The organism is Bradyrhizobium sp. 2TAF24, assembly GCF_052115025.1.
Classification (GTDB): Bacteria; Pseudomonadota; Alphaproteobacteria; order Rhizobiales; family Xanthobacteraceae; genus Bradyrhizobium_A.
In genome coordinates, this window is the sequence record NZ_JBFRFW010000002.1 from 439,253 (window position 1) to 451,203 (window position 11,951).

An 11,951-nucleotide genomic window follows, 5' to 3' on the forward strand; every position below is an offset into this window, starting at 1 on the left:
CGTCATGGCGGCGCGCCGCGAGGTGACGCGCGGCCTCAGGGAGGCCGCCATCGAGACGCCGGAGCTCGACGCGCGGCTGCTGATCGGCGCGGTGCTCGCTCTCGACCTCACCGGACTGACCACCGCGCAGACGCGACTGGTCACCGACATCGAGGCCGGGCAGCTTGCCGGCTTCGTCGCGCGTCGCATGGCCGGCGAGCCGGTGGCACGCATCCTCGGCATCAAGGAATTCTGGGGCCTGCCGCTGGCGCTGTCCGCCGCAACCTTGGTGCCACGCCCCGACACCGAAACGCTGGTGGAAGCGGCACTCGATATCGTGCGCGCCGACGCGAGGGGCGCACCGCGCCGCGCACTGCGAATTGCCGATCTCGGCACCGGCTCGGGCGCCATCCTGCTGGCGCTGCTGAAGGAATTGCCGGATGCGCGCGGCGTCGGCACCGACGTCAGCACCGAGGCGCTGCACACCGCGGCTGGCAATGCAGGGCGCCTCGGGCTTGCCGAACGGGCAAGCTTCGTTCAGTGCAGCTATGCGCAGGCGCTGCACGGCCCGTTCGACATCATCGTCTCCAACCCGCCCTACATTCCGACCGGCGACATCGCCGGCCTCGACATCGACGTGCGCGAGCACGATCCCGTTCTCGCACTCGACGGTGGCGCCGATGGCCTTGATGCCTATCGCAGCCTGATTCCACAGGCTGTGACGCTGCTTGGTGGGGGCGGCGCATTGCTGGTCGAGGTCGGTCACGACCAGAGCGACGCGGTCGCCCGCCTGATGGCCGCGGCCGGGCTCGCGCTTGCCCCTGTCCGGGCCGACCTCGCCGGACTCCCGCGCGTCGTGATCGGGCGAAAATGGGGCCCGGAAGCTGATTTTTCCCAATAAAAACCTCTTGGAATATCGCTCGAGAGCGACTAGGTTCCGGACACAGCATCGGTCCCAGGCAGCCCACCCCGCAGACGCTGCGGAGGCTAAAGCTCTCCCTGTCGAGAGCCCGACCGAGTGAAAGGTTCCAAAAGACCGGTTGTATGGAGCGCGAAGGCTGGAGCAGCCGCGCCGCCCGCAATCGCCAAGCGAACGAAAGCCTGATATTGCGGCTATACACTCATTTCGAGATGTCGGGCCTGTTGCATGCCTGACCAGCGGATCGAGCCGGCGGCCTAGGTGACGCCCGGCATGTGGGGGACGCGTCCGTGGTGACCACGACGGATGAAATGGATCTCGCGTTTCGCACCCGGAACGCGCGCCACTTGATGATTGCCGGGGGATGCTGTTCCGACACCCCCGTGGCCGACGATACCCCTCCCGGATCCTCGGCGCTGACGAAGGGAACTTCTGAACCACCACGCTGGAATTGAACCTGGCGATGAGTCGGGCGCCGCGCGCGTCCTTCGCATCCATTACGACATCGAGACTTCAGGGTTGGCGAAAAGGCACGACATGAGAAACGGTCAGAACAACAACAAGCGGATGCGGAACCGGAATAATCACAGCAACAATAACAACCGCCGCGGCCAGAACCCGATGACCCGGGTGTATGATTCCAACGGACCTGACGTCAAAATCCGCGGCACCGCCGCTCATATCGCCGAAAAATATCTGCAGCTTGCCCGCGACTCGCAGAGTTCCGGCGACCCTGTCGCGGCGGAAAACTACTACCAGCACGCCGAGCACTATTTCCGCCTGATCGCCGCCGCCCAGGAGCAGTTCCGGCAGAATCAGCCGCAACCGCAGCAGCAGGTGCGTAGCGATCAGGACGGCGACGACGAGGAGAGCTTCTCCAATTTCGGCACCGAACCGGGCTTCGGCCTGCGCGAGCCACAACCGTCCTACCAGAGCCGCGAATCACAGCAGTCCTATCAGCCGCGCGAACAGCATCGTGATCGCGACCCCGGCTCGCGCGAGCAGCCGCGCGAGCAGAACCTGCGCGAAGGCCGTTCGCAGCCCGCCCACCAGGACAGTGACGCCGGCGATGTCGATCGCCTGCCGTCGTTCATTACCGGGGCCCAGCCGCAGCCGAATAACGGCACCAACGGTTATGAGGGCAACGGCCACCAGGGCGGCGACCGTTTCCCGCCGCGGCGCCGGCGCCGGCCGCACGGCCCGCGCGGCGAAGGCCGCAACGCCGCGCAGCCGAGCCTGAGCGAAGACTTCTCGTCGGGCGAGTGATCGCCCTGACGTTGCCGCAGCGGTGCGACGACGTGATACGACGACTTGATACGACGACAGCGGCGCGACCGGACGGCGATGACCTCGCCTACGGCGCGCCGATTTCGTCTCTGCGGGGCGCCGGTGTCGGCACCAGCACCGGGTCGAGCGCGGGGATCAGCCGGGTGCGCTGCCGCCGCGCCGGAATCGCGCGGTAGACCTGCTTGGTCGCCTCGACGATATGGACCCCTGCGAACGGCGAGGAGATCGCAGCACTGAGCCGCTCCCAGGCCACCGCCGACCGCAGGATCCAGCCGCCGTCGATCGGCGGCACGAACAGTGCCTCGCTCCACGCCGACGGCGTGAACCAGGTCTGGCGCAGCAGCTCCGTGATCTGGCTGCGCGAGTAGGGCCGGCCATGGCCGAACGGCGTCTTGTCGGTCCGTGTCCAGACGCCGCGGCGATTGGGAATGATCGCCATCATCCGCCCCGACGGCGCCAGGATGCGCCAGACCTCGCGCAACAGCCCGGCGGGATCATCCGACATCTCCAGCGCATGCACCAGCAGGATGCGGTCAACGGCCGCATCGGGCAACGGCAGCGAGAACTCGTCGACCAGGGTCGAGAGACATGGCCGCGAGGTCGGCCACTTCAGCACGCCCTGCGCCGCCGGCATGAAGGCGATGCAGCGCTCCGAATCCTCCCGGAACAGGCCGAGATACGGCGTCGGATAGCCGATGCCCAGCACCCGCAGCCCCTTGGCCTGGGGCCACTGGGCGCGGATGCCCCGATTGATCAGGCGCCGCGCCACCACGCCGAGCGGCTGCGAATAGAAGTTGCGGAGATCGATCACATCCATCGTCATTGCCGCCATCCTAGCATGATCAGTCATGGCCGTGCAGCACGACCGGGCCTGTCCGCTGCGGGAGCGGATTTCAACCCGTCGCATGGCTGTGCTAGCGTTGGCGCAAACCGGTGTCCCAAATCCGAAATTCGCATGATTCGCGGCAAGCGCTTCGCGAACTTCGGGTACAGCGAAATCGCGAACCTGGACGCCAGACGATGGAGTTCTCATGGCTGCCGATATTCGCCTGTTTCCCTGCCTTTCGGACAATTTCGGTTATTTGATTCATGATCCCGTCAGCAAGGCGACGGCCTCGGTCGATGCCCCGGAAGCGGGTCCGATCATCAAGGCACTGCAACGCGAGGGCTGGACGCTGACCGACATCCTGGTCACGCATCACCATGCCGACCATGTCGGCGGCATCGCCGAGCTGAAGGCCAGGTACAATTGCCGCGTGGTCGCCCCCCACGACAAGGCGGTGGCGATCGCCGACGTCGACGAGCGCGTCAAGGAAGGCGACACCATCCATGTCGGAACGCTGGCGGCCCGCGTGCTCGAGACCCCCGGACACACCCTCGACCACGTCTCCTATCTGTTCGCGTCCGAACATGCGGTGTTCTGCGCCGACACGCTGTTCTCGGTCGGCTGCGGCCGGGTGTTCGAGGGCACCTATCCGATGATGTGGGACTCGCTGCTCAAGCTGCGTGCCCTGCCCGACGATACCCGTGTCTATTGCGGCCATGAATACACGCTGTCGAACATCAAGTTCGCGCAGGGCATCGAGACGGACAACGCCGCGCTGAAGGCCCGCGCCGAGGAGGCCGCACGGCAGCGCGCCGCCAACCAGCCGACGGTCCCCACCACCATCGGCGAGGAGAAGCGCACCAACGTGTTCCTGCGCGCCGACGTCGCCTCTGTGGCCACCGCCGTCGGCCTCGCCGGCAAAAGCGCCGCCGAGGTGTTCGGCGAGCTGCGCGAACGCAAGAACCGCGCCTGATGCCCGCCGCGCCGCTCGACGCCGCCGCCGTCATCGCACGGCTGCATCTCACGCCGCATCCCGAGGGCGGCCACTATCGCGAGGTATTTCGCGATAGCCGTTGCGATGCCCACGGCCGCGCCGCCTCCACCGCAATCTATTTCCTGCTCGCGCGCGGTGAACGCTCGCACTGGCACCGGGTCGATGCGGTGGAGGTGTGGCACTATTACGCCGGCAGCCCGCTGACGCTGCAGGTCGCCGACGAGCACGGCCGCCGCACCCTGCATCTCGGCCCCGACCTGATGGCCGGAGAAGCGCCGCAGATCGTCGTGCCGGCGGGCGCGTGGCAGGCGGCCGAAAGCCTTGGCGACTGGACGCTGGTCGGCTGCACGGTGGCCCCCGGCTTCGACTTCGCCGGCTTCGAGCTGGCGCCGCCGGGCTGGACGCCGGACGCCTAGTTATTTGTTTGACGCGTTTTCTTCACGCGAACTGGTGCCCACCCCCGGATCAGGTCCGGGACGTGCTTCGCCAGAAAGCGGTTTAACGCACCCGGCGCAACAGATCGCGCGCAGCGATCAGGCCGCCGCCGGCGATCAGCACGGCGGCGATGGCCAGCGACGGCGTGGGCTGTGCGAAACCGGCGAGAATCAGGAAGCCGGTCGACAGCAGCGGCGTCGCATAGGACAACGCACCGAGCAGGCGGATATCCCCCTGCTTCATGCCAATGTCCCAAACATAGAACGCAGCGCCCACCGGACCGAGCCCGAGCGCGATGACGCAGAACCATTGCAGCGATGTCTGCGGCCAGACCGTGGTCTCCAGCGCCACATGGCACAGCCAGGCCAGCACCGCGGTCGCGGCACAGAAGCCGGCGACCGCATCGGTCGGCACCGCCTTGAGCCGGCGCGACATCACCGAATAGCCGGCCCAGATGAAGGCGGCGCACACCGCCGCCGCAAAGCCCGGCAGATAGTCGCCGGTCACCTGCGCGCCGCGACCGACCACCAGAAGCGCGGTGCCGGCGAGGCCGAGCAGCGCGCCAATGATGTGATGCGCGGCGAGCCGCTCGCCCGGCAGCAGCGCGGAGAACAGCACGATCAGCAGCGGCCAGAGATAATTGAGGAGGCCCGCTTCCGCCGGCGGCGCGAACCGCAGCGCCAGGAAGTACAGCGCGTGATAGCCGAACAGCCCGCCGACCCCGACCAGCCACACCGTCCAGGGCTGACGCAGCGCGCGCGCCGCGCCGGGACGCCATAGCCAGGTCAACGGACCGACACAGGCGCCGAGCGCGAATGTCATGGCTGCGAGCTGGAAGGCGGGAATCCGGCCGGTGGCGACGGTAAGCGCTGCAAGCAGCGACCACATCACGATCGCGCCGAGACCAATCAGAGTGGCGGAGCCTGGAGTCATCGCCGCGTTATGGCAGAGCGCGGCGATTCGCGCTCTGCTTCTAACGTCGTATTCATTACGTCATCGCGACGACAGGCCGTCGCCGCCGCGGGCGGTCGCCCCAGCGGCCTCAGGCGTGATACTGGCCGCCGTTGATCGTCAGCGTCGAGCCGGTGATGTAACCGGCGTCGTCGGACGCCAGGAAGACCACCGCACGCGCGATCTCCTCCGGCTCGCCGAGGCGATTGACCGGGATCATCGGCAGGATGCTCTTCTCGACCACGTCCTTCGGCACCGCTTGCACCATCTCGGTGTTGATGTAGCCCGGGCAGATCACGTTCACGGTGATGCCGCCGCGCGCGTTCTCCAGCGCCAGCGCCTTGGTGAAGCCGATATCGCCGGCCTTGGCCGCGGAATAGTTGACCTGGCCGAACTGGCCCTTCTGGCCGTTGATCGACGAGATATTGATGATGCGGCCGAACTTACGCGCGCGCATGCCCTCGATGACCGGCCGTGTCATGTTGAACAGCGAGCCGAGGTTGGTGTTGATCACCGCATTCCATTGCTCCAGCGTCATCTTGTGGAAGGCGCCGTCGCGGGTGATGCCGGCATTGTTGACCAGCACATCGACCGGACCGAGCTCGTCCTCGACCTTCTTGATCCCCTCGGAGCAGGCGTCGAACGAGGCGACATCCCATTTGTAGACGGGAATGTGTGTCTCGGCCTTGAACTTGTTCGCGGCCTCGTCGTTGCCGGCATAGCTCGCGGCAACCTTGTAACCGGCTGCCTTCAACGCCTTGCTGATCGCCGCACCGATCCCTCGCGTCCCACCCGTCACCAACGCTACACGTGCCATGCTCAGGTCCTCCTTGACGTGATCAGCCGATTTTTATCGTTGTCAAAGTATTCCGAGCAATTGTGAGAACTGCAAGACCAAAACTTGACGAATGATCCGGCAAACAAGCCGGCAAACAAAAATGCCCGGCACGAGGCCGGGCATTCGAGAGTAAGCTAGCGAATTGTGCGACGCGCTGACGCGCGGCGTATCAGCGCTCGACGCAGAGCGCGATGCCCATGCCGCCGCCGATGCACAGCGTGGCGAGGCCCTTCTTTGAATTGCGCTTCTGCATTTCGTGCAGCAGCGTCACCAGGACGCGTGCGCCGGAGGCGCCGATCGGATGGCCGATCGCGATCGCGCCACCATTGACGTTGACCTTGGAGGTGTCCCAGCCGAGGTCCTTGTTGACCGCGCAGGCCTGCGCGGCGAAGGCCTCGTTGGCCTCGATCAGGTCGAGGTCGTCGGTCTTCCAGCCGGCCTTCTTGAGCGCGGCGCGCGACGCCGGGATCGGCCCGGTGCCCATGATCGAGGGATCGACGCCGGCCTGGCCCCACGACACGATACGGGCGATCGGGGTGCGCCCCTCCTTGGCGGCCTGCTTGGCGCTCATCAGGACCAGCGCAGCGGCGCCGTCATTGATGCCCGAGGCATTGCCGGCGGTGACGGTGCCGTCCTTCTCGAACGCCGGGCGCAGCTTGCCCATGGCGTCGATGCTGGCGCCATGGCGCGGATACTCGTCGGTGTCGACCGTGACGTCGCCCTTGCGGGTCTTGATGACGAAGGGGATGATCTCGTCCTTGAAACGGCCGGCCTTCTGCGCCGCCTCGGCCTTGTTCTGCGACCCGACGGCGAACTCGTCCTGCTGCTGGCGGGTGATCTGGAACTGGCGCGCGACATTCTCGGCCGTGTTGCCCATGTGGTAGCCGTTGAAGGCGTCCCACAGGCCGTCCTTGATCATGGTGTCGACGAATTCGACGCCGCCCATCTTCACGCCGCCGCGCAGATACTGGGCGTGGGGCGCCATGCTCATGGATTCCTGGCCACCGGCGACCACGATCTCGGAATCGCCGTTGACGATGGCCTGGTAGCCGAGCGCCACGGAGCGCAGGCCCGAGCCGCACAGCTGGTTAACGCCCCAGGCGGGGCTCTCGACCGGAATGCCGGCGGCGATCGAAGCCTGGCGGGCCGGGTTCTGGCCCTGCGCCGCGGTCAGGATCTGGCCCATGATCACCTCGGACACGCGGCCCGGCTCGACGCCTGCCCGCTCCAGCGCCGCCTTGATCGCGGCCGCGCCGAGGTCGTGGGCGGGAATATTGGCGAAAGCGCCGTTGAAGGCGCCGACAGCGGTGCGGGCGGCGCTGACGATGACGACATCGTCGGACATGAGATTTCTCCTTGGCTTGAGTATCGGGGGCACAGGCCCGTGCCGGGGCTGGCAGAGCGAGGTCTCGAACCTATCCTGTTGAGCTACGGCAGGTGTGTCAATCGGCCTGTGCCGCGAATCGCGGAGCGCGCCGGCCGGCTATGCCCGCGCCTCCGGAACGGCCGCCGCGCGAAGGCCGAAACCTGCCATTTCCGGCGAAAAGACACCATCGACTACGCCCTCCCGAGCCGGCCTGCGGCCCGGCCTTGCCAGACCCGCAGGGGCGCGGCCGTCGCGAACGCACGCTCGCCCGCTCACACGGCCCCGGACGCAGCAGCCCGCCCATGGTCGTTGCCGCCCGCGCGCGAACGCGCCAAGCCGCTACGCCACCACGAGGGTGCTAGGGCATTAACTGTGCTGCACAAAACGGTAGCCGAGCGGTTCCGGACATGCTTACTTTGTTGCGTTGCATTGACCTTCCCCTCGGCAGTGTCCGGTGAACTGCCAAATCTCTTTAGCGTGTGAGACCCATGGCGAAGTCAGAAACACCCATCACGATCAAGAAATACGCCAACCGTCGGCTCTACAACACAGGCACCAGCACCTACGTCACGCTCGAGGATCTGGCCGCGATGGTGAAGGACGGCGAGGACTTCCTCGTCTACGACGCCAAGACCGGCGACGACATTACCCGCTCGGTGCTCGCGCAAATCATTTTCGAGCAGGAGAACAAGGCCGGCCAGAATCTGTTGCCGACCACCTTCCTGCGCCAGCTCATTCGTTTCTACGGCGACAGCATGCAGATGGTGGTGCCGAAGTATCTCGAGGCCTCGATCGAATCGCTCACCCGTGAGCAGGAGAAGTTCCGCAAGCAGATGACGAGCGCGTTCGGCAGCGGCCCGTTTGCGCCTCTGGAGGAGCAGGTTCGTCGCAACATGGAGCTGTTCGAGCGCACCTTTGCGATGTTCAAGCCGTTCGGCCTGGGGTCGCTGCGCAAGGAGCCCGAGCCGGAACCAGAGCTGCCGGCAACGCCGGACAGCGCGCCGGAACCCGACGACATCGACAAGCTGCGGCGCCAGATGAAGGACATGCAGGACCGCCTCGACAGAATGTCGAAGGAACCCGAAAAGAAGGAGTGACGTTCGGGCCGAACACGCCTGCAACGCACGACACCATCAAGCGCTGCCGCACACCGGCAGCGCTTTTCCTTTTCCATCGCGTGGACAGCACCGCCCCGCGCGCACTGTCAGCCCGCGACGGAGCGCCCGCCAAACGCCGGCTTGGCCCATGGCCGCTCGGGCGTGGCAAGCCCGGTGAGCCGGCCCTGGATGTAGTCACAGCCCCAGCTGTCCAGCAGCGTCGCGGATTCCTCGTCCTGCACCCATTCGGCGACCGTCTTGATGCCGAGCCGATGGGCGAGATCGATCAGGGTCTGCACGAAGGCGCGGTCATCGGACGAATGCGGAATGTTCTGCACGAACGCGCCATCGATCTTGACGAGATCGACGCCGAGCTTGCGCAGGTTGCGGAACGAGGTATTGCCGGCGCCGAAATCGTCGATCGCGATCCGGCTGCCGAACTTCTTCAGCCGCGTCACGAAGCCACGCACGTCGTCGATGTCCTGGATCGCCACCGTCTCGGTGATCTCAACGATCAGCCGCTCGGCAACACCGGGGTGCGCCCGCAGCAGAATCTCGATGCGCGACCACCACTCCGGATCCATGGTGGTTTCCGGCGAGATGTTGAGGCTGAGCTGGATCTGCGGCGCCGTGGCGAGCTCGGCGACGACCAGTTCGAGCACCCGCTGATCGACGAGGTGGATCAACCCCAGCTTCTCCGCGACCGGAACGATGTCCGGCGCCAGCAGCAATTCGCCACTGTCCTGGCGCATCCGCACGAGGCACTCGTGAAAGGCGACCGCGCGGGAGCGCAGGTCGACTACCGGCTCATAGGCCACCACCACGCGACGCTCGTTGAGGGCGCTGACAATCTCATCGGTGACACGGATGTTGACCCGGCGCTGCGCTTCGCGCTCGACATTGGGCCGCCACGTGAGGAAGGTGCCGCGACGGCGTGCCTTGGCCCGTTCCAGCGCCTCCTGGGCGCGCACCATCGCCTCTTCGGCGGACCGTGCATGGCGGGGCATGCTGACCGCGCCGATCGATGCCGTCAGCGATACCGGCCCGGACTTCGTCGGCACCACGTCATGCCGAATCGCGGCCAGGAAACGCTCGGAAGCGATCGTCATCTGGTCGGCAGTACAGTTCTTCAGGATCAGGCCGAACTTGTTGCCGGAGAAACGGCCGAGCACGTCGCCGCCGCGCAACCGCGCGCGAAGCCGCTGGGCGATCTCCACGATCACCTCGTCGGCGACATCGAACCCGAAGGCCTCGTTGATGTGCGCCAGATGATCGACGCCGACCAGCATGAAGCCGGACGGCGTGCGAAAGCGCGCCGCCTCCTCGATCGCTTCGGCAAGCGCCGCCGCCAGCTGCGTGCGGTTGAGCGCTCCGGTCAGCGGATCACATTGCGACAGCTTCAGCAGTTGCTCGTCACGGGCGTGGCGCTCGTTGTTGAGGCGCACGACCCCCTGCACGCGCGCTGGCGCACCGTCGAGTCCGGCAAACCAGCACCCGGTTTCCTCGAGCCACAGCACCTCGGCGGTCGCATGAAGGCGCACACCATATTCAATCTGGTAGGCAACGCCACTGCCGGCATCGCTGCGGCCCGGCGCCAGCACCGCGTCGGTCCGGATGCTGCGTGCCGGCTCGATCAGCTGCGCAAACGCGCTGCCGCTGGCAAGCGCTTCGGAAGGCAGGCCGGCGAACAGCCGCGTGGCCGCTTCGCTCCAGCCCATCGCATCGCTGGCGAGATCCCAGATGAACGTCGCCTGCCCGAGCGCGGCGAGCACCGCCGCGGCGTCGGGACCATCGGACGCCGGCGCAACCGCCCCGGACGCGGAGTCCGGTCGCCTGGCAGCACTCCTAGCCGTCGGAATAACAGCCGGTTTCAAGGTCGCCTCGTTGCGGCACACCGCAGATGATTCGCACCATGAGGATAACGTCTTTGACGCACCAGATTATGCCGAGTTCCTAAAGAACTTAAAAATCGTCGCATCCGAACCGCCGGTAGCGTCCTGCCGGAGGGGTTCGGCACGCCCCTTGCGATGACGGTCTCAGGAGGGACTTCCTGTCCCAAAACGAGACACGACCATGTTCGAAGATGACGCATCCGGCGCACCCCAGGGCCGCTCAGGCTCCTCCCGCACCGCGCTGGTGCCGCTCACGCCGACGTCGGCAGGACCTTCCCTGGGGCGGACCCGCCCGGATTCCTGCTTCGTGACCCAGCTGATCGCCACCGCGACACACGTGCCACAGACCCGGACCCTGTGCCGGGCAAGCCCGCAGGATGCGCAGGCGAGCTACCGGGCGACCGCCCGCCGCTCACAGCCGCAGCCGGCGGCCCGCGCGACCGGCGCCGCCCGCGTCGCCTAGAGCGGGGCGACGGTTCGCGCGAAGACAACGCCTCAAAGCAAATAGCGGGAGCGCGTGGCCGCGCGAAGACCAAGCCTCAAGACAATACACCGTGCGCGCGCAAGCGGGCGCACGCAAGACGAACGGGACACTTCGGGATCGGGCGGCTTCAGCGGCTCGGCTGATCGACCGGCGGAGCACCTGCCGGCAGGCCGGGCGCGGGCGTCACGCTCGGCGCCCCCTGGACGCTGCGGGCCGGCTCCATGGTGGCCATCGGCGGCGGCGGCTCGGTCTCGCGGGCCGGCTCCGGCGCGGGCGCGACAGGAGCGGCGGCAGCCTTCGGCGGTTCGGGAACCGCAACCGGCGCGGGCTCCGCGGCAACGCTCGGCGCCACGGTCGCACGGCGGCGGTTCTCCCGCCGCAGGCGCAACGACACGCCGGCGAGGAAATCGACCAGCGCCAGCACGGTCAGCAGGAAGAACACGGACGTTGCGAACTGCGGCAGCAGCAGGAATTCTGCCACCGCGCCAGCCAGAACCAGCAGCGCCAGGAAATGGTCGGTGAAGTATTTGCCGCCGGGGCGTGCGGCCTTGATCACCTCGAACAGCAGCAACAGCATGCCGAGAGCGACCAGGATATCGCCGAAGGTCACCTTCCAGGTGGCCTTCGACATCAGCGTCACCGTGATCAGCGGGTCGGTGAACGACACCCCCGGCATCAGGAAGACGATGATATTGACGATGGCGAGCGGGATCAGAAGCAGCGGGAAACCGACCAGCATCGGCGAGGCCTTCCTCTCGATGGGGACATCAACGCCCGGCGCGCCCCGCGCCCCACGCCATCATATCGAAGAATCATCGTATCGGAGAATCATCGTACCGGAGACTGCCTGACGCCCGCCGCCTGGGGCGACGCGCGGGCAATC

Annotated in this window: 12 protein-coding genes; 6 read left to right on the forward strand and 6 right to left on the reverse strand. The window is 66.7% G+C overall.

The annotated features are described in order from the left end of the window. The first annotated feature begins 4 nt into the window (after window positions 1-4). Together prmC and AB4Z37_RS05285 are read left to right on the forward strand one after the other, a co-directional pair. Window positions 5-880, forward strand: a complete 876-nt coding sequence (prmC, locus tag AB4Z37_RS05280) for a peptide chain release factor N(5)-glutamine methyltransferase (RefSeq protein WP_441515780.1) — start codon at window positions 5-7, stop codon at window positions 878-880. A gap of 555 nt (window positions 881-1,435) precedes the next feature. Then, window positions 1,436-2,164, forward strand: coding sequence for a DUF4167 domain-containing protein (locus AB4Z37_RS05285; protein ID WP_441515628.1), 729 nt, complete (start codon window positions 1,436-1,438; stop codon window positions 2,162-2,164). 88 nt (window positions 2,165-2,252) lie between these two features. On the opposite strand, the gene AB4Z37_RS05290 is transcribed toward AB4Z37_RS05285, so the two are convergent. Continuing rightward, the gene (locus AB4Z37_RS05290) at window positions 2,253-3,008 is read right to left on the reverse strand and encodes a class I SAM-dependent methyltransferase (RefSeq protein WP_441515629.1); all 756 of its coding nucleotides are present in this window, start codon (window positions 3,006-3,008) and stop codon (window positions 2,253-2,255) included. A 208-nt stretch (window positions 3,009-3,216) separates the two neighbouring features. Between AB4Z37_RS05290 and gloB the strand changes: the two genes are divergently transcribed. Together gloB and AB4Z37_RS05300 are read left to right on the forward strand one after the other, a co-directional pair. Next, entirely contained in the window at window positions 3,217-3,984 is a 768-nt protein-coding gene (gene gloB, locus AB4Z37_RS05295) for a hydroxyacylglutathione hydrolase (protein ID WP_441515630.1), read from the forward strand. After that, the gene (locus tag AB4Z37_RS05300; protein ID WP_441515631.1) at window positions 3,984-4,421 is read left to right on the forward strand and encodes a cupin domain-containing protein; all 438 of its coding nucleotides are present in this window, start codon (window positions 3,984-3,986) and stop codon (window positions 4,419-4,421) included. The genes gloB and AB4Z37_RS05300 overlap by 1 nt, the downstream gene beginning before the upstream one ends. Window positions 4,422-4,503: 82 nt before the next feature. Here the strand turns inward: AB4Z37_RS05300 and yddG are convergent, their stop codons facing one another. The 3 genes from yddG to AB4Z37_RS05315 all read right to left on the reverse strand — a co-directional run bounded on the left by yddG (window position 4,504) and on the right by AB4Z37_RS05315 (window position 7,574). Beyond that, window positions 4,504-5,373, reverse strand: coding sequence for an aromatic amino acid exporter YddG (gene yddG, locus AB4Z37_RS05305; RefSeq protein WP_441515632.1), 870 nt, complete (start codon window positions 5,371-5,373; stop codon window positions 4,504-4,506). A 109-nt stretch (window positions 5,374-5,482) separates the two neighbouring features. Then, on the reverse strand, window positions 5,483-6,208 hold the full coding sequence (gene phbB, locus AB4Z37_RS05310; RefSeq protein ID WP_441515633.1) for an acetoacetyl-CoA reductase: 726 nt from the start codon (window positions 6,206-6,208) through the stop codon (window positions 5,483-5,485). A gap of 190 nt (window positions 6,209-6,398) precedes the next feature. Next, on the reverse strand, window positions 6,399-7,574 hold the full coding sequence (locus AB4Z37_RS05315) for an acetyl-CoA C-acetyltransferase (protein WP_441515634.1): 1,176 nt from the start codon (window positions 7,572-7,574) through the stop codon (window positions 6,399-6,401). 509 nt (window positions 7,575-8,083) lie between these two features. Between AB4Z37_RS05315 and phaR the strand changes: the two genes are divergently transcribed. After that, window positions 8,084-8,692, forward strand: a complete 609-nt coding sequence (gene phaR / locus AB4Z37_RS05320; RefSeq protein WP_441515635.1) for a polyhydroxyalkanoate synthesis repressor PhaR — start codon at window positions 8,084-8,086, stop codon at window positions 8,690-8,692. 107 nt (window positions 8,693-8,799) lie between these two features. Here the strand turns inward: phaR and AB4Z37_RS05325 are convergent, their stop codons facing one another. Further along, window positions 8,800-10,566: an EAL domain-containing protein gene (locus tag AB4Z37_RS05325; protein WP_441515636.1), complete on the reverse strand. Its 1,767-nt coding sequence runs from the start codon at window positions 10,564-10,566 to the stop codon at window positions 8,800-8,802. A 199-nt stretch (window positions 10,567-10,765) separates the two neighbouring features. Between AB4Z37_RS05325 and AB4Z37_RS05330 the strand changes: the two genes are divergently transcribed. Beyond that, window positions 10,766-11,047, forward strand: a complete 282-nt coding sequence (locus tag AB4Z37_RS05330; RefSeq protein ID WP_441515637.1) for a hypothetical protein — start codon at window positions 10,766-10,768, stop codon at window positions 11,045-11,047. 148 nt (window positions 11,048-11,195) lie between these two features. Here AB4Z37_RS05330 and AB4Z37_RS05335 read toward each other — a convergent pair whose 3' ends face one another. Next, a complete protein-coding gene (locus AB4Z37_RS05335; protein ID WP_441515638.1) occupies window positions 11,196-11,807 on the reverse strand; it encodes a hypothetical protein in 612 nt (203 codons plus the stop codon). Between the last annotated feature and the right edge of the window lie 144 nt (window positions 11,808-11,951).